This is a genomic window from Streptomyces sp. NBC_01689 (assembly GCF_036250675.1).
In the GTDB taxonomy this organism is placed as follows: Bacteria; Actinomycetota; Actinomycetes; order Streptomycetales; family Streptomycetaceae; genus Streptomyces.
In genome coordinates this window covers 7156535-7173919 of record NZ_CP109592.1, presented here as the reverse complement: position 1 = coordinate 7173919, position 17385 = coordinate 7156535, and the positions used below count along the sequence as shown (strand labels likewise).

Below are 17385 nucleotides of genomic sequence, written 5' to 3'. Positions count from 1 at the left end.
TCCCCGGGCCCCGCGGATCGAGGGGGACGGGCCCCGCGGAGTTCCCGCGGGGCCCGTCCCCTTCGATCTCGTTCGCCGTCGTGTCAGGCCTTGCGTGCCCGCGTGGTCTTCTTCGCGGGAGTCGCCTTCTTGGCCGCCGTCTTCCTGGTGGCCGCGGCGGCCTTCTTCGTGGCGGTGCCGTCGACGGCCTTGGTGGCCGTCCTCCCGGCCGTCGTCCTGGCCGCCACCGCCTTCTTGGCGGCCTTCCCCCGGGGAGCCTTCACGGCGGCGCCGTCACTGATCCGGTCGGCGCCGAGGATCTCGCGCAGGAACTTGCCCGTGTGGCTGGCCGGTACCCCGGCGACCTCCTCGGGCGTGCCCTCGGCGACGACGAGACCGCCGCCGTTGCCGCCCTCGGGGCCCATGTCGACGACCCAGTCGGCGGTCTTGATGACATCGAGGTTGTGCTCGATCACGATGACCGTGTTGCCCTTGTCGACCAGGCCGGACAGCACCGTGATGAGCTTGCTGATGTCCTCGAAGTGCAGACCGGTGGTCGGCTCGTCCAGGACGTACACCGTGCGTCCCGTCGAGCGCTTCTGCAGCTCGCTCGCCAGCTTGACGCGCTGGGCCTCGCCGCCGGAGAGCGTCGGCGCGGACTGACCGAGCCGGACGTAGCCGAGACCGACGTCGTTGAGCGTCCTGAGGTGGCGGGCGATGGCGGGCACCGCCTCGAAGAAGCCGAGGGCCTCCTCGATCGGCATGTCCAGGACCTCGGAGATGGACTTGCCCTTGTAGTGGACCTCCAGTGTCTCCCGGTTGTACCGCGCCCCGTGGCAGACCTCGCAGGGGACGTAGACGTCCGGCAGGAAGTTCATCTCGATCTTGATCGTGCCGTCGCCCGAGCAGTTCTCGCAGCGGCCGCCCTTGACGTTGAAGGAGAAGCGGCCGGGCAGATAACCGCGTACCTTCGCCTCGGTCGTCTCGGCGAACAGCCTGCGGACGTGGTCGAAGACCCCGGTGTAGGTCGCCGGGTTGGAGCGGGGGGTGCGGCCGATCGGCGACTGGTCGACGTGCACGACCTTGTCGACGAGGTCGTCGCCGTCGACACGGGTGTGCCGTCCGGGGACGCTCCGGGCGCCGTTGAGCTCGCGCGCCAGGTGCGTGTACAGGATGTCGTTGACCAGCGTGGACTTGCCGGAACCCGAGACGCCCGTGACGGCCGTGAGGACGCCCAGCGGGAACGACACGTCGATGTCCTGCAGGTTGTTCTCGCGGGCGCCGTGCACCGTGAGACTGCGGCCGGGGTCCACGGGACGGCGGATGTCGGGGAGCGGGATCTGCCGCTTGCCCGACAGGTACTGCCCGGTCATCGACTCGGCGTTGGCGAGCAGCTCCTTCAAGGGGCCGCTGTGCACGACCTTGCCGCCGTGCTCGCCCGCGCCGGGGCCGATGTCGACCACCCAGTCCGCGACCTTGATGGTGTCCTCGTCGTGCTCGACGACGATGAGCGTGTTGCCCATGTCGCGCAGCCGGACCAGGGTCTCGATCAGCCGGTGGTTGTCGCGCTGGTGCAGACCGATGGAGGGCTCGTCGAGGACGTACAGGACGCCGACGAGTCCGGAACCGATCTGGGTGGCCAGGCGGATGCGCTGGGCCTCTCCGCCGGACAGGGTGCCGGCCGCGCGGTTGAGCGAGAGGTAGTCGAGGCCCACGTCGACCAGGAAGCGCAGCCGTTCGTTGACCTCCTTCAGGACGCGTTCGGCGATCTTCTTGTCGCGGGCGTCGAGCTTCAGCTCGCCCAGGAAGTCCGCGCAGTCGCTGATCGACATCGCGGAGACCTCGGCGATCGACTTCTCCATGACGGTGACCGCGAGGATGAGGGGCTTGAGGCGCGTGCCCTCACACGTGGGGCAGGGCACCTCGCGCATGTAGCCCTCGAAGCGCTCACGGCTGGCGTCGCTCTCGGCCTCGCTGTGGCGCCGCTTGACGAAGGGGACAGCCCCTTCGAAGGGCGTGGTGTAGACGCGTTCGCGCCCGTACCGGTTGCGGTACCGCACCTCGATCTGCGTCTTGTGGCCGTACAGCAGGGCCTTCTTGGCGCGCTGCGGAAGACCCGCGAAGGGGATGTCGGTCCGGAATCCCAACGCGTCCGCGAGGGCTCCGACGAGCCGCCCGAAGTAGTCCTTGGTGTGTCCGTGCGACCAGGGGTGGATGGCTCCCTCGTCGAGCGACTTGTCCTCGTCGGGGACGATCAGCTCGGCGTCGACCTCCATGCGCGTGCCGATGCCGGTGCACTCGGGGCAGGCACCGAAGGGCGAGTTGAAGGAGAAGGAGCGGGGCTCCAGCTCCTCGAAGGAGAGGTCGTCGTACGGGCAGTACAGGTGCTCCGAGTACATGCGCTCGCGCTCGGGGTCGTCCTGCGGGAGGTCGACGAAGTCGAGCACGACCATGCCGCCGGAGAGGCCGAGGGCGGTCTCCACGGAGTCGGTGAGACGGCGCTTGGCGGTGTCCTTGACCGTGAGGCGGTCGATGACCACCTCGATGGTGTGCTTCTCCTGCTTCTTGAGCGTGGGCGGCTCGGTGAGCTGGATCGTCTCGCCGTCGACCCTCGCCCTGCTGTACCCCTTGGTCTGGAGATCGGCGAAGAGGTCGACGAACTCGCCCTTGCGCTCGCGCACGAGCGGCGAGAGCACCTGGAAGCGGCTCCCCTCGGGCAGCTCCAGGACCTTGTCGACGATGGCCTGTGGCGACTGCCGGGTGATGGGGCGGCCGCACTCGGGGCAGTGCGGCTTGCCGATGCGCGCGAAGAGCAGACGCAGGTAGTCGTAGACCTCGGTGATGGTGCCGACCGTCGAGCGCGGGTTGCGCGAGGTCGACTTCTGGTCGATGGAGACCGCCGGGGAGAGGCCCTCGATGAAGTCGACGTCCGGCTTGTCCATCTGACCGAGGAACTGCCGGGCGTACGACGAGAGCGACTCCACGTAGCGCCGCTGGCCCTCGGCGAAGATCGTGTCGAAGGCCAGCGAGGACTTGCCCGACCCCGACAGGCCCGTGAAGACGATGAGCGAGTCGCGCGGGAGGTCGAGCGAGACATTCTTGAGATTGTGCTCGCGCGCTCCACGGACGATGAGACGGTCGGCCACGCCGGTCCGCACCTTTCTTGAGAGAAGTGACAGGGGCGGGGCCCCCGTCGTTTTCAGACTAGGGGGAGCCACTGACAGCGCCGGATGCTTTCTCTGGTTCAGAACAATCCCGGACTCTCCAGCATGCCCGACGCCGCGCCCGAGCTTATAGCACGCGCATTCGATTAGCGGGGGTGGTCGACCACCTTCACCCGAACGTGTGGCGGGGCTAGGGTCGGCCCCATGATGGATCATGTGCGCGACCTGGCGTCTGTACGTGACGCGACCGAACGACTGCTCAACGCAGCCGCCGCACTGGACAACGCGTCCGCGTCCGAGCCGTCACGGCTGCCCGGCTGGAACCGCGGCCATGTGCTGGCCCACCTCGCCCGCAACGCGGACGCTCTGGTGAACGTCCTCGACGGGCGCCCCATGTACGTCTCCGGGGACGCCCGGGACGCCGACATCGAGCGGGACGCCCCGCGCCCCCTGGACGTCCAGCTCGCCGACGTCCGCGAGAGCGCGGCCCGCTTCCAGAAGACCGGGGACGTGCCCGCGGACTGGTCACGGACGGTGGAGCTGCGCAACGGGGTCACCGACACCGCGGCCCGGGTGCCGTTCCGGCGGTGGGTGGAGGTCGCGCTGCACCACGTCGACCTCGGCATCGGCTACGAGCTGGAGGATCTCCCGGCGGAGTTCGTGACGCGGGAGATCGGCTTCCTCGCCGAGCGGTTCGGCGGCCACGAGGACGTGCCGTCCACGGGCCTGGCCACCGACGACGGACAGGTCTGGACGACCGGCGGTGGTGCCGGGGGCGGACCGGTCGCCGTGCGCGGTCCGGCCGCCGACCTGCTCGGCTGGCTCTGCGGCCGGCGCGACGGAGCGGCGCTGCGGGTCGAGGGCGGACCGCTGCCGACGCTCCCGCCGCTGTAGGCCGGCACGGGCCCCCGGCCCGGTCCCCCGGCTATAGGCTGGCCGCCATGACGTACAGCGGAGCGGTGAAGGTCGGCGGACCCGCCGAAGTGCACGAACTGCAGGACCTGATGATCTCCAAGGTCGCGGTCGGCCCGATGGACAACAACGCCTATCTGCTGCGCTGCCGGGCCACCGACGAACAGCTGCTGATCGATGCCGCCAACGACGCCTCGGCGCTGCTGACGCTGATCGGTGACGACGGCATCGCGTCCGTCGTCACCACCCACCGGCACGGCGACCACTGGCAGGCGCTCGACGAGATCGTGGCCGCGACCGGCGCCCGCACGTACGCGGGCCGGGAAGACGCGGAGGGCATCCCGGTGCCCACCGACGTCCTGGTGGGCGACGGCGACACGATCCGGGTGGGACGGGTGGAGCTCACCGCGCGCCACCTCGTGGGACACACGCCCGGCTCCATCGCCCTCGTCTACGACGACCCGCACGGACACCCTCATGTCTTCACGGGGGACTGCCTGTTCCCGGGCGGTGTGGGCAACACCCGCAAGGACCCGGAGGCGTTCGCCAGCCTGATCCACGACGTGGAGACGAAGATCTTCGAGCCGCTGCCGGACGAGACCTGGGTCTACCCCGGGCACGGCAACGACACGACCCTGGGCGCCGAGCGGCCCCACCTGCCGGAGTGGCACGCGCGCGGCTGGTGATCACACGCCGGCCTGTGGCGTGAACGCCGGGGCGTGAGACGTGGAGTGCGCGCCCCGTGTGAATCGGACGCACGCGCCGGTGCCCCGCGCGCGCTCCCGGCGCGCGCGGTGGTGCAGTCCACTGGAAGCAGCCCCGTACGGGATGACGGCTCCCGTTGCGGAGCGGGCCGCCGGCCTCCTTTCCCCGCCCTCGGCCGGCGGCCCCGGCCACGCCCTCGCCGGACCGGTCGGCGGGACGTCCCACCGCGCGTTCACAAGGCTGCAACACCCGTTCCCACCATGCGGACAATTACCGCCGTGACCTCGACAGACGGCAGGGTGCACTGTCACTCTCCCGCCATGCCTCTCGCCCAACGCGCCCTGCGCCGCGCCGCGTCCACCGCTCTCGTCGCCCTGCTCGCCATCGCCGTGGGCTGCGCCCCGCAGCCCGAGGACAAGGCCTCCGACAGTGCTTCCGGGAAGGGCCGGGAGACCGGGGAGACCTGTGCGAAGGGCGCGTTGGGCACCCGGACGTCGGAGCGGCTGACGATCGCGACCGACGAACCCGCGTACGAACCCTGGTTCAAGGACGACAAGCCCGGCAACGGCAAGGGCTTCGAATCGGCGGTCGCCTACGCCGTGGCGAAACAGCTCGGCTACGACAGCTCCCGGGTCGTCTGGCAGACCGTCCCCTTCAACAAGGCCTTCGCGCCCGGCGAGAAGACCTTCGACTTCGACATCAACCAGGTGTCCATCAGTGCCGAGCGCAAGAAGGCCGTGGACTTCTCCTCCGGCTACTACGACGTCCGCCAGGCCGTCATCGCGCTCAAGGGCTCCCAGGCGGCCCGCGCGAAGAGCCTCGCCGACCTCAAGGAGGTGAAGCTCGGCGCCCAGGTCGGCACCACCAGCCTCGACTACATCGACGACGTGGTGAAGCCGGACCGGCAGCCCGCCGCGTACGCCAAGAACGACCAGGCCAAGTCCGCGCTCAAGAACGGCCAGGTCGACGCCATCGTGGTCGACCTGCCGACCGCCTTCTACATCACGGCGGCCGAGGTGACGGACGCGAAGATCGTCGGACAGTTCGAGAACACCACCGGCACGCCCGAGCAGTTCGGACTCGTGCTCGACAAGGGCAGCGCGCTCACCCCGTGCGTGACGAAGGCCGTGGACGCCCTGCGCGCGGACGGCACGCTCGCCGCGATCGAGAAGCAGTGGCTGTCCGAGGCCGTCGACGCCCCGGTGCTCAAGTGACCGTCACGAAGGAGGAGTCGGGAGAGGGCGCGGGCGAGGACTCCCCCGGCGGTGAGCCGCCCGGGGCGTACGTCCCGTCGCCGCGCCGTATCGAACGGGAGCGCTACCGGCGTGCCCGCGCCCGCCGCGCGACCGCGATCGCGGCGCTCTCCACCCTGGTGACCGGCGCCGTCCTGTACCTCGTCGTCGTCAGCGCGCCCGGCTGGCAGCGCACCAAGGAGACGTTCTTCGACGGCCGGTACGCGCGCGAGGCGTTCCCCAAGGTCCTGGAGGGGCTCTGGCTCAACGTCCGGCTGCTCATGGTCTGCGGTGTCGCCGTCCTCGTCCTGGGCATGCTGATCGCCGTCGCCCGCACCCTGCGCGGCCCGGTGTTCTTCCCGGTGCGCGCGCTCGCCGCCGCGTACACGGACTTTTTCCGCGGCCTCCCGCTGATCATCAACCTGATGATCGTGGTCCTCGGTGTCCCCGCCCTGCGGCTGCAGGGCGTCACCGTGGACCCGGTGCTGCTCGGCGGCACGGCGCTCACCCTGACGTACTCCGCCTACGTCGCCGAGGTGTTCCGGGCCGGCATCGAGTCGGTCCACCCCTCGCAGCGCGCGGCGGCCCGCGCGCTCGGTCTCACCAACCGGCAGGCCCTGCGGTACGTGGTCCTCCCCCAGGCCGTCCGCCGCCAGGTGCCGCCGCTCCTCAACGACCTGGTCTCCCTGCAGAAGGACACCGGGCTCGTGTCGATCGGGGGCGCGGTCGACGCGGTGCGCGCCGCGGACATCATCGTGGGCCGCAGCCTCAACTACACGCCGTACATCGTCGCGGGACTGGTCTTCGTCGCCCTGACCATCCCGATGACCCGCTTCACGGACTGGGTCACGGCCCGGATGGACCGTCGGCGGGCACAAGGAGGGACCCTATGACCGACACCCCGGTGCTGCGGATGGAGTCCGTCCGCAAGACCTTCGGCGAGACGGTGGTCCTGCGGGACGTCGACCTGGACGTCCCGCAGCACACGGTGACCGCGCTGATCGGCACCTCCGGCTCGGGCAAGTCGACCCTGCTGCGCTGCGCCAACCTCCTGGAGGAGATCGACGACGGAGCGATCTGGCTCGACGACGAGGAGATCACCGATCCCCGGGCCGACCAGGACGCCGTCCGCCGCCGCATCGGCGTGGTCTTCCAGGCGTACAACCTCTTTCCGCACATGACGGTCCTGGAGAACGTCACGCTCGCCCCGCGCCGGGTGCACGGCGCGAGCCGCGCCGAGGCGGAGGCGCGCGCCCGGGAACTGCTCGACCGGCTCGGTCTCGGCGCCAAGGCCGGCGAGTATCCCGACCGGCTCAGTGGCGGCCAGCAGCAACGGGCCGCGATCGTCCGCGCGTTGGCCCTACGTCCCCGGCTGCTCCTCCTCGACGAGATCACCGCCGCCCTCGACCCGGAACTCGTCGGCGAGGTCCTGGCCGTCGTCCGGGACCTGAAGGGCGAGGGCATGACCATGGTGCTGGCCACCCACGAGATGGGCTTCGCCCGCGAGGTGGCCGACCAGGTGTGCTTCCTGGACGGCGGTGTGGTCCTCGAACGCGGCACGGCGGAGCAGGTCTTCGGGGACCCCCGCGAGGAGCGCACCCGCCGGTTCCTGAGCCGGATCGTGGAGGCGGGACGGCTCTGAACCCCGTGCCCCTGCCGGTCAGGCTTCCGTCTTCCCCGTTCCGGCCAGCGCCGCGACCCGCTCCACCGCGAAGACATAGCCCTGGACACCGCATCCGGCGATGACCCCGTCGGCCCGCAGCGAGACGTAGGAGTGGTGCCGGAACGCCTCGCGCTGGTGGATGTTGGAGATGTGGACCTCCACCACCGGCAGACCGTCACAGGTGTTGAGCGCATCCAGGATCGCGACCGAGGTGTGCGAGTAGGCGGCCGGGTTGATCACGATCCCCGCGTGGTTCCCGCGCGCCTCGTGGATCCAGTCGACCAGTTCGCCCTCGTGGTTGGACTGGCGGAAGTCCACCGTGCCACCGTGCGCGGCCGCCGCACCGACGCACAGGGCCTCGACGTCGGCGAGCGTGGCGGAACCGTAGATCTCCGGCTGCCGCTGCCCGAGGAGGTTCAGATTGGGCCCGTTCAGGATCATGATCGGGGCGGTGGCGAGGGTGCGGGGCACGGTTCCTCCGGTCCTTCCAGGTCTGCCGGCCCTTCGAGGACCGCTGCTCGGACCCCGGTCTATCACGGTGCGCCGTGTCCGTGACCGTCCGTTCGCTTCCCTCGCGGCCCGGCCTCCGGCCCTCATGACCGCCTCGGACGGGGAGCGCGGCCGGCTCCCGCGCCTCGGAGCACGACCGCTCCCGTGGACCCGGAGCACGGCCGTCCCACCCGCGCCCCCGGACAGACCGCCCGCTACGGGGAGTGACCCGGACCGGGCGGACACCCCGGCGCAACACCGCCACCTGCGGACACGCCTTTCACTCCCTCACACCCCCCGTAACCGTTGGTGACTGTGGGTAGTTGACCCGGTATGCACGACGTACGCTCCGTGAGGGCGCCCTCCATGCTCCGGCTCGCGGCCGCCTCGCTCGTCGGGACGGCCATCGAGTTCTACGACTTCTTCGTCTACGGCACCGCCGCCGCGCTCGTCCTCGGTCCCCTGTTCTTCCCCACCTTCTCGCCGCTGGCGGGGACGCTCGCGGCCTTCGCGACGTTCGGCGTCGGCTTCGTCGCCCGCCCTCTCGGCTCGGTGCTCTTCGGGCACATCGGGGACCGGCACGGGCGTCGCCCGGTGCTCGTCGCCTCACTGCTGCTGACCGGCGCCGCGACGGTCGCGGTCGGCTGCGTCCCGACCTACGGCACCCTCGGCGTGGCCGCACCCGCGCTCCTGCTCGTGCTGCGGTTCCTGCAGGGGCTCGGGCTGGGTGGGGAGTGGGGCGGGGCGGTCCTGCTGACCGCCGAGCACGCCCCCGCCGAACGCCGTGGACTGTGGTCGAGCTTCCCGCAGATGGGCCCCTCACTGGGATTCGTGCTGGCCAACGGCGTGATGCTGGTGCTGTCGGCGACACTGTCCGACGCGCAGTTCGCCTCGTGGGGATGGCGCGTGCCGTTCTGGGCCTCGGGCGTGCTCGTGGTGGCGGGACTGTGGCTGCGCGGCTCGCTCCCCGAGAGTCCGCGGTTCCTGGAGGTGCGGGACCACTCGCGGGCGCCGATCCTCGAGGTGGCGCGCCACCACTGGCGGCTGGTGCTGCTGACGGCCGGCGGGCTCGCGGTCGGCTACGCGCTCTTCTACGCCGTGACGACCTGGGCGCTGGCCTACGGAGTCGAGCGGCTCGGCGTGAGCCGCACGGTCATGCTGGCCTGCATCATGGCGGCCGTGGTGGTCAAGGGCTCGCTGACGCCCGTCTTCGCACTGCTCGGCGACCGTTACGGACGGCGTCCGCTGTGCCTGGCGGGGTGCACGGCCGCCGCCCTGTGGATGTTCCCGATGATCGGGCTGCTGTCGACCGGGGAACCGCTCCTGATGTTCCTCGGATTCCTGGTCGCACTGCTCGCCTTCATCACGATGTTCGCGGTGATCGCCGCGTATCTTCCGGAACTGTTCGAGCCCCGGGTGCGCTGCACGGGCGCGGCGGTGGGCTACAACCTGGGAGGGGTCCTCGGGGGAGCCCTCACCCCGATCGTGGCGACTGCGGTGGCCGACGGAGAGCGGGTCCCCTGGGGTGTGGCCGCCTATCTGACGGGGGTCGCGCTGCTCAGCCTTGGGTGCTTCGTGCTCCTGCCGGAGACCCGCCCGGTACCCCGCCTGGCCGCCTCGGCCGTCACCGAATGAACACCGGGGGCCGAGGGACGGCGGTCGGCTACGGGGGCGGCGGAACGCCGGGCAAGGGTGGCATGTCCGGGTCCGGAGGCGGCGAAGCGCCCGGCAGGGGTGGCGTGTCCGGGCCCGGAGGCCGAGCGGGGCCGTCTAGGGGGTGACCGCCAGTTCCAGGTAGGCGGCGAACAGCACCAGATGGACGCCTCCCTGGAGCGGCGTGGCGCGTCCCGGGACGACGGTCAGGGAGCTCACGACCACGGTCAGCACGAGCAGGACCATATGGGTGGGACCGAGGCCGAGCACGAGCGGCCCGGAGAGCCAGACGGACGCCAGCGCGACCGCGGGGATCGTCAGGCCGATGCTGGCCATCGCGGAGCCGAGAGCCAGGTTGAGGCTGGTCTGCACACGGTCGCGACGGGCCGACCGCAGCGCGGCGATGGTCTCGGGCAGGAGCACGAGCAGGGCGATGATCACGCCGACCACGGACTGAGGCATCCCGGCCGCCTCCACACCGGACTCGATGGTGGGCGAGACGCCCTTGGCGAGGCCGACCACGCCCACGAGCGCGAGGGCGAGCAGTCCCAGGCTGACCCCGGCGGCGCGGGAGGTCGGGGCGTCGGCGTGGTCGTCCACGTCGATCACCTGGCCCTGGCGGGTGATCGGGAGAAAGTAGTCGCGGTGCCGCACGGTCTGGGTCGTCACGAACAGGCCGTACAGGACGAGTGAGGCGAGGGCGGCGAAGGTGAGCTGGGTCGTGGAGAACTCGGGTCCCGGCTTGCTGGTGGTGAAGGTCGGGAAGACCAGGCTGAGGGTGGCGAGCGTGGCGACGGTCGCGAGGGCCGCGCCGGTGCCCTCGGCATTGAAGACGGCGAGTCCGTGACGCAGGGACGCGACGAGCAGACACACCCCGACGATGCCGTTGCAGGTGATCATCACCGCCGCGAACACCGTGTCGCGGGCGAGCGTCGAGGTCTTGGCTCCGCCGTCCGCCATCAGGGTGACGATCAGGGCGACCTCGATGATCGTGACGGCGACGGCGAGGACGAGGGAGCCGAAGGGCTCGCCGACCCGGTGCGCCACCACCTCCGCGTGGTGGACGGCCGACAGCACCGCTCCCGCGAGCACCAGGGTCACCAGCCCGACCATCGCGCCGGGCAGATGACGCCCCCAGGTGAGGACGAGCAGGACCACCGCGACCACGGGCACGACGGCCGTCCACCGTGTGAGCAGTGACCGGAGCGGAGCGATCATGCAGCGATCGTCGCAGTCGCGGGCGGCCTCCGCATTCCGATGACCCGGTGACCCGCCGCACCCTGTGACCAGGAGCGGCGGGAGGGGCAGGAGGGGCGCGCGTCGGTTCTGTGCGCGCCCCTCCTTGGACGCCCGTCCTCGCGTCCGGCGGGGTCAGACGTCGATGCTGTCCTTCCGGGCATCTTCCGCGTTCTCCCGGGCCGCCTGCTTCCTGCTCGCGACCAGGCTGGTGATGGTCGTGACGACCAGGACCGCGCAGATCACGCCGAGCGAGACGGGGATGGATATCTCGGGGACGTGGACGCCGGACTCGTGGAGCGCGTGCAGGACGAGTTTGACGCCGATGAAGCCGAGGATGACGGACAGGCCGTAGGAGAGGTGGACCAGCTTCCTCAGCAGGCCGCCGATCAGGAAGTACAGCTGACGCAGACCCATCAGCGCGAACGCGTTGGCCGTGAACACGATGTACGGGTCCTGGGTCAGGCCGAAGATCGCGGGGATGGAGTCCAGGGCGAAGAGCACGTCGGTGGTGCCGATCGCGAGCATCACGACCAGCATCGGGGTCATGACGCGCTTGCCGTTCTGCTGGATCCACAGCTTGGTGCCGTGGTAGCGGTCGGCCACGCCGAAGCGCCGCTCCGCCGCCTTGAGCAGGCGGTTCTCCTCGAACTCCTCCTCGTCCTCGTCGGCCCGGGCCTCCTGGATCAGCTTCCAGGCCGTGTAGATGAGGAAGGCGCCGAAGATGTAGAAGACCCACGCGAAGTTCGCGATGATCGCGGCGCCGGCGGCGATGAAGACCGCGCGCAGGACGAGCGCGATGAGCACACCGATGAGGAGTACACGCTGCTGGTACTGCGAGGGCACCGCGAACTTCGCCATGATCAGGACGAAGACGAAGAGGTTGTCCACGCTCAGCGACTTCTCGGTGATGAAGCCCGCGAAGAACTCTCCGGCCGGCTGGCCGCCGGAGAAGAGAAGCAGCCCCAGCCCGAACAGGCCGGCCAGGGCGATCCAGACGAGTGTCCAGATTCCGGCTTCCTTGATCGAGACGTCGTGCGGTTTGCGGCCGATGAAGAAGTCGACCGTGATGAGGGCGGCAAGGCCCAGGATCGTGAGGACCCAAAGGGTCAAGGAAACATCCACTGCGCCTCCGGCAGTACGTAACGGCAGATTTCAGCGTCGTCGCTACCGGAGGTCTCTTCCACCCGTGTCCGGTGGGGCGCGTGATGCGCCTTCCGGTCACGGGCCGACGCCCCGGGATCTGGCCTGATCCGTATTGACGGGCTCGCCGCAGCAGGTAGGGAGTACTCCCCTCCGTGAGAACGAGAGTACCCGAATTACCAAGTGAAGGTAAAGGGATTAGTAAAAGAAGTACCAAATTCGCTGGTCAGAGCGCTTTACCGATGCTTGGTGAAGCGCTTCGAAGGTTCAACGATCCCAAGGACGGCGAGCTGCGGCGACCCGGGAGAGCACCTGCTGGAGCACCTCGCTGCCCCGCGGGACGAGCGCGGGCTCGTACGTCCAGGCGTGGCCGACCCAGGGGTCGGCGAGGTGATCGTCGGGGACCGGTGAGAGCCGCAGCAGCGCACGCCACATGGGATCCAGCAGGGGCCCGAAGCCCGCTGCGTCCTCCCGGTCGGCCACCACCATCAGATGGACGCCGACGGCCGGTCCCTCGTCCGCGAGATACCGCAGCTGGGTCACGGCACGGTCGTCGAAACCGTGCGGGAAGTCGTTGACGATCAGCAGCTGCTCCGCGGTGTCGAGACCGGGCGGCAACGCGTCGGCGGCTCTGCCGCGCACCGCCATCTGCACCAGGTCGACACGCTGGGTGAGCCGGGTCAGGACGTCGGCCACACCCGTGGCGCCCGCGGCCGGCGGGCCGGCGAGCACCCCTGAGCGCACCAGCGGCGCGAGGGACGAGGCCGCGGAACCGGCCGGATCGATGACGTGCACCGTGAACTCGCCCACGGGATAGACGGCGAGGAGCCGCGCGGCGTTCGCCACCGCCGTGTCCATCGCGAGCCGGCGCAGCTCGTCGGGGTCGGCGAGCGAGTCCTCGCGCGTGGTTCGTCCGCTGTCGATCCACAGACCGCGCTCCAGCGGCAGCCGGACCAGCAGCGGAATGCTCAGCTCTCCGCTCTCGGGCAGCCGGAGGTCACCGAGGCGCACGGCCATGGGGATCTCCATGGGCACCCGGTAGGCGTGCCACACCGGGTTGTCCCAGCGTGCGTACGCCGCCGGCAGCGCGGGCTCGACCACCTCGGACTCGGCGGTGAGCTGGGCGAGGTCGCGGTCGAGCGCGGCGCGGGCCTGGTCGACCAGGTCGGCGTGCTTGGCCTGCGCGACCTCGCGGGCGGCGTCGCCGTGTCCGCCGATGCGGCTGCGCGGGTCGGACAGCGCCCTGTCGAGCTCCTGCTCCATGCGGGAGTCGGCGAAGTCGACGGCACTGCGATAGGCGGCCGTGGCGCGGGCCAGGTCCTCGAACATCCCCCACACCTGGTTGTAGAGCCGCTCCTCCATGGACCAGCCGGTCGCGTCGCCCGCGACGGGCCGCGCGGGCTGTCCCGGCGGGGTCGGGGGCGCGGTCGGCGGGGGTGGCGGAGGCGCCGAGGTCTGCCGGCCGGGGTGGCTGTAGTCGATGGGGCCGCCGGCGGGCGGGGCCGGCTGGGCGACGCCTGAGGGGTCGGTCTGCGCACCGCCGCCCTGATACGCCTGCCGGGGCACGGTGTCCCCCTGACCGCCGGGCGTGTCGTACGGGGACGAGGGCGGGGGCACGGTCCCGGGGGCGCCCTGTGGTCCGGGGTGGGGCTGGTCGGGTCCCGGTGCCGAGGCGGCCGCCTGCCGTGAGCGGTCCCCCTCCGGCGTACGGGGCGGAGGCGCCGACACCGAGCGGGCGAGCCCCTGTGCCACCGCCTCGTTGATGCTGTCAGCGAGCCGGCGGGCCTCGGGCAGTCCCTGGTCGGCGAGGAGATCGGCGAGGCCGCCCGCGTACCCCTGGCCCACGGCCCGCACCTTCCAGGCGCCCTGTCTGCGGTAGAGCTCCAGGGCGACGACGGCCGACTCGCTGTCCAGACCGGTGAGGGTGTAGCTGGCGACCTCGGAACCGTCGAGGCCGGTCACGGCGACGAAGGGGGCGGCCACGGCGCCGAACCGGGCCGGACCGGCGCCGGTCGGGAGCGCGAGCAGGACGCTGACCCGGTGCACGGTCCCCGGCAGGGCGTCGAGATCGAAGGCGAGGCGGTGGTCCGCCGCCGCCTGCTTGGAGACCTCAAGTCCGGGAAGAGTGGGCGCGCCCGGGTGCGCCACCCACTCGACGCCCCGGACCCTGCCCTGCTCGTCACTGAGCGTGGCCCCGGCCACGACCGGCCGGCCCGCCGAGACCCGGACCTCAAGTCGGACCTGGGAGAGCGGGTGGTTCTGCCCCCGGACCAGCTCGGCCGTCATCGCCTTGTCCCCCCGTGTCGTTCGTGCCTGCTGCCGGGCCGTCTACAGGTGCGGCTGGATCGTGGGCATCAGGTCCTGGAAGGTGCGGCCGTTGGCGGGTGTGCCGATGGCCGTCATCTGCCAGCCCGAGCCGGAGCGGTGCACCTTCGCCATGATCTGGGCGGTGTACTGGCCGCCGCCCGCGAGGGTGTAGCGGGCGAGCTCCTGGCCGTTGGTCTCGTCGACCAGCCGGCAGAACGCGTTCTGCACCTCCTGGAACGTCTGTCCCGTGAAGGAGTTCACGGTGAAGACGATCTGGTCGATGTGGACCGGGATGCGCTGCAGGTCGACGAGGATCGACTCGTCGTCACCGCCCTGGCCCGCGCCGCCGACCAGGTTGTCACCGGTGTGCCGCACGGAGCCGTCGTCGCTGACGAGGTGACGGAAGAACACCACGTCGACGGGCTGCTTGTCCGCGAACAGCACGGCGGAGGCGTCGAGGTCGATCTCCCGGGTGCGCGAGCCGAACAGGCCGCGCCGGGGGGCCGCCTGCCAGCCGAGCCCCATGCGCACCGCGCTGAGGGTGCCCCCGTCGTTCTTCTGCAGACTGATGGCCTGACCCTTGGTCATGTTGACCGTCACGCGCTGATCCCCTCTCGAACTGTCCCCTGTTGCCGTGGAGTCCACGGATGACCAGAACCCTACGCAGCGCCACCGACCGTGCCGAACCCCGTGGCGCGCTTTGTGTCGGTCTTGCAACACAGCGCGTGTCCGCCGGGGTCCGGTGCGGTCGAGGGGGCGTCAGGCCAGGCCCGCTTCCTTCATCTGACGCAGTTCCTTCTTCATCTCCGACACCTCGTCGCGCAGCCGGGCCGCGATCTCGAACTGGAGGTCGGCCGCGGCGGCCCGCATGCGCTCCGTCAGCTCCTCGATCTGTTCGGTGAGCTCGGCAGCGGGGCGGTCGGTCGGGACCTTCGCGGCGTTCTTGGCGGACTTGGCGGACTTGGCCGCCTTGCCGCCGAGCGAGGGCACCGGGGCCTTGGCGCCCTTGCCGTCCTTCCCCTTGCGGTAGCCCGAGCCGAGCAGCTGCTCCGTGTCGACGTCCTCGCGGGCGATCTGCGCCACGATGTCGTTGATCTTCTTGCGGAGGGGCTGGGGGTCGATGCCCCGCTCCTCGTTGTACGCGACCTGCTTCTCGCGCCGTCGGTTGGTCTCGTCGATGGCCTTCTCCATCGCCGGGGTGATCCGGTCCGCGTACATGTGGACCTGGCCGGAGACGTTGCGCGCCGCGCGGCCGATGGTCTGGATCAGGGAGGTGCCGGAGCGCAGGAAGCCCTCCTTGTCGGCGTCGAGGATCGCGACCAGGGACACCTCGGGCAGGTCGAGGCCCTCCCGCAGCAGGTTGATGCCGACGAGGACGTCGAACTCACCCGCGCGCAGCTCGCGCAGCAACTCGACCCGGCGCAGGGTGTCGACGTCGCTGTGCAGATAGCGCACCTGGATGCCGAGTTCCAGGAAGTAGTCGGTCAGGTCCTCGGCCATCTTCTTGGTGAGTGTGGTGACCAGGACGCGTTCGTCCTTCGCGGTGCGCTCGCGGATCTCGTGCACCAGGTCGTCGATCTGGCCCTCGGTGGGTTTGACGACGACCTCGGGGTCGATCAGGCCGGTGGGCCGGATGATCTGCTCGACGTAGCCGTCGGCGCGGGACAGCTCGTACTTGCCCGGGGTCGCCGACAGGTAGACGGTCTGCCCGATCCGCTCCTGGAACTCCTCCCATTTTAGGGGGCGGTTGTCCAGGGCCGAGGGCAGCCGGAAGCCGTGGTCGACGAGCGTGCGCTTGCGGGAGGCGTCACCCTCGTACATGGCGCCGATCTGCGGCACGGTGTTGTGCGACTCGTCGATGACGAGCAGGAAGTCGTCCGGGAAGTAGTCGATGAGCGTGTTCGGCGGGGAGCCCGGCTCACGGCCGTCGAAGTGCATCGAGTAGTTCTCCACACCCGAGCACGAACCGATCTGGCGCAGCATCTCGAGGTCGTACGTGGTGCGCATCCGCAGCCGCTGGGCCTCCAGGAGCTTGCCCTGCTTCTCCAGTTCGGCGAGGCGCTCGCCGAGCTCCTTCTCGATGTCGTTGACGGCGCGCTCCATGCGCTCGGGACCCGCCACGTAGTGGGTCGCCGGGAACACGTAGACCTGTTCGTCGTCGCTGATGACCTCGCCGGTGAGCGGGTGCAGCGTGGAGAGCGCCTCGATCTCGTCGCCGAACATCTCGATGCGGACGGCGAGCTCCTCGTAGACCGGGAAGATCTCGATGGTGTCGCCGCGGACCCGGAAGGTGCCGCGGGCGAACGCCACGTCGTTACGGGTGTACTGGATGTCGACGAAGCGGCGCAGCAGGTCGTCGCGGTCGATCTCGTCGCCGACCTTGAGGCTGACCATCCGGTCGACGTACTCCTGCGGCGTGCCGAGGCCGTAGATGCAGGAGACCGAGGCGACGACCACGACGTCACGCCGGGTGAGCAGCGAGTTGGTCGCGGAGTGGCGCAGCCGTTCGACCTCCTCGTTGATCGAGGAGTCCTTCTCGATGTAGGTGTCCGACTGGGGGACGTAGGCCTCGGGCTGGTAGTAGTCGTAGTAAGAGACGAAGTACTCGACCGCGTTGTTCGGGAGCAGCTCGCGGAACTCGTTGGCCAGCTGGGCGGCCAGCGTCTTGTTCGGTGCCATGACGAGCGTGGGGCGCTGGAGTTTCTCGATCATCCACGCGGTGGTGGCGGACTTGCCGGTGCCGGTCGCGCCCAGCAGGACGACATCCTTCTCACCTGCGCGGACGCGCTTTTCCAGCTCGGCGATGGCCGCCGGCTGGTCACCGCTCGGCTGGTAGGGGCTGACGACCTCGAAGGGCGCCACCGAACGTTCGATCTTTGATACGGGCCGCATGGGTTCCACC

At 70.4% G+C, this 17385-nt stretch carries 13 protein-coding genes; 6 read left to right on the top strand and 7 right to left on the bottom strand.

Features of this window, described 5'->3' with window-relative positions; translation table 11 throughout:
- Positions 1-83: 83 nt before the first annotated feature.
- The gene (gene uvrA / locus OG776_RS30640) at positions 84-3125 is read right to left on the bottom strand and encodes an excinuclease ABC subunit UvrA (protein WP_329322871.1); all 3042 of its coding nucleotides are present in this window, start codon (positions 3123-3125) and stop codon (positions 84-86) included.
- A 222-nt stretch (positions 3126-3347) separates the two neighbouring features.
- Here uvrA and OG776_RS30635 point away from each other — a divergent pair, with 222 nt between their 5' ends.
- The 5 genes from OG776_RS30635 (at position 3348) to OG776_RS30615 (ending at position 7634) form a co-directional block, all read left to right on the top strand.
- A complete protein-coding gene (locus OG776_RS30635; protein ID WP_148013445.1) occupies positions 3348-4037 on the top strand; it encodes a maleylpyruvate isomerase family mycothiol-dependent enzyme in 690 nt (229 codons plus the stop codon).
- 47 nt (positions 4038-4084) lie between these two features.
- Entirely contained in the window at positions 4085-4741 is a 657-nt protein-coding gene (locus OG776_RS30630) for an MBL fold metallo-hydrolase (protein ID WP_148013446.1), read from the top strand.
- Between the two features lie 339 nt (positions 4742-5080).
- Positions 5081-5974, top strand: a complete 894-nt coding sequence (locus OG776_RS30625; protein WP_148013447.1) for an ABC transporter substrate-binding protein — start codon at positions 5081-5083, stop codon at positions 5972-5974.
- Positions 5971-6885: an amino acid ABC transporter permease gene (locus tag OG776_RS30620; RefSeq protein ID WP_329322870.1), complete on the top strand. Its 915-nt coding sequence runs from the start codon at positions 5971-5973 to the stop codon at positions 6883-6885. Before OG776_RS30625 ends, OG776_RS30620 begins: the two co-directional genes overlap by 4 nt.
- The gene (locus OG776_RS30615; RefSeq protein WP_329322869.1) at positions 6882-7634 is read left to right on the top strand and encodes an amino acid ABC transporter ATP-binding protein; all 753 of its coding nucleotides are present in this window, start codon (positions 6882-6884) and stop codon (positions 7632-7634) included. Before OG776_RS30620 ends, OG776_RS30615 begins: the two co-directional genes overlap by 4 nt.
- An 18-nt stretch (positions 7635-7652) precedes the next feature.
- Here OG776_RS30615 and aroQ read toward each other — a convergent pair whose 3' ends face one another.
- Entirely contained in the window at positions 7653-8126 is a 474-nt protein-coding gene (gene aroQ / locus OG776_RS30610; protein ID WP_148013450.1) for a type II 3-dehydroquinate dehydratase, read from the bottom strand.
- A gap of 351 nt (positions 8127-8477) precedes the next feature.
- On the opposite strand from aroQ, the gene OG776_RS30605 reads away from it, so the two are divergent.
- Complete coding sequence (locus OG776_RS30605) at positions 8478-9779, top strand: MFS transporter (RefSeq protein WP_329322868.1); 1302 nt, start codon at positions 8478-8480, stop codon at positions 9777-9779.
- A 135-nt stretch (positions 9780-9914) separates the two neighbouring features.
- Here the strand turns inward: OG776_RS30605 and OG776_RS30600 are convergent, their stop codons facing one another.
- The 5 genes from OG776_RS30600 to uvrB form a co-directional block, all read right to left on the bottom strand.
- Positions 9915-11015, bottom strand: coding sequence for a calcium:proton antiporter (locus tag OG776_RS30600; RefSeq protein ID WP_148013452.1), 1101 nt, complete (start codon positions 11013-11015; stop codon positions 9915-9917).
- Positions 11016-11168: 153 nt separating this feature from the next.
- Positions 11169-12158, bottom strand: coding sequence for a TerC/Alx family metal homeostasis membrane protein (locus OG776_RS30595; protein WP_148013453.1), 990 nt, complete (start codon positions 12156-12158; stop codon positions 11169-11171).
- Positions 12159-12443: 285 nt separating this feature from the next.
- The gene (locus OG776_RS30590) at positions 12444-14462 is read right to left on the bottom strand and encodes a TerD family protein (protein WP_329322867.1); all 2019 of its coding nucleotides are present in this window, start codon (positions 14460-14462) and stop codon (positions 12444-12446) included.
- Positions 14463-14504: 42 nt separating this feature from the next.
- Positions 14505-15083, bottom strand: a complete 579-nt coding sequence (locus OG776_RS30585; protein ID WP_148013454.1) for a TerD family protein — start codon at positions 15081-15083, stop codon at positions 14505-14507.
- Positions 15084-15242: 159 nt separating this feature from the next.
- Positions 15243-17375, bottom strand: a complete 2133-nt coding sequence (gene uvrB, locus OG776_RS30580) for an excinuclease ABC subunit UvrB (protein WP_148013455.1) — start codon at positions 17373-17375, stop codon at positions 15243-15245.
- Positions 17376-17385: the final 10 nt, after the last annotated feature.

Bases quoted from the DNA above. Each gene is read 5' to 3' on its own strand.
- OG776_RS30635 (WP_148013445.1), top strand. From the start codon at position 3,348: ATGATGGATCATGTGCGCGACCTGGCGTCTGTACGTGACGCGACCGAA.
- OG776_RS30630 (WP_148013446.1), top strand. From the start codon at position 4,085: ATGACGTACAGCGGAGCGGTGAAGGTCGGCGGACCCGCCGAAGTGCAC.
- OG776_RS30625 (WP_148013447.1), top strand. From the start codon at position 5,081: ATGCCTCTCGCCCAACGCGCCCTGCGCCGCGCCGCGTCCACCGCTCTC.
- OG776_RS30615 (WP_329322869.1), top strand. From the start codon at position 6,882: ATGACCGACACCCCGGTGCTGCGGATGGAGTCCGTCCGCAAGACCTTC.
- OG776_RS30605 (WP_329322868.1), top strand. From the start codon at position 8,478: ATGCACGACGTACGCTCCGTGAGGGCGCCCTCCATGCTCCGGCTCGCG.
- OG776_RS30600 (WP_148013452.1), bottom strand. From the start codon at position 11,015: ATGATCGCTCCGCTCCGGTCACTGCTCACACGGTGGACGGCCGTCGTG.
- OG776_RS30590 (WP_329322867.1), bottom strand. From the start codon at position 14,462: ATGACGGCCGAGCTGGTCCGGGGGCAGAACCACCCGCTCTCCCAGGTC.
- uvrB (WP_148013455.1), bottom strand. From the start codon at position 17,375: ATGCGGCCCGTATCAAAGATCGAACGTTCGGTGGCGCCCTTCGAGGTC.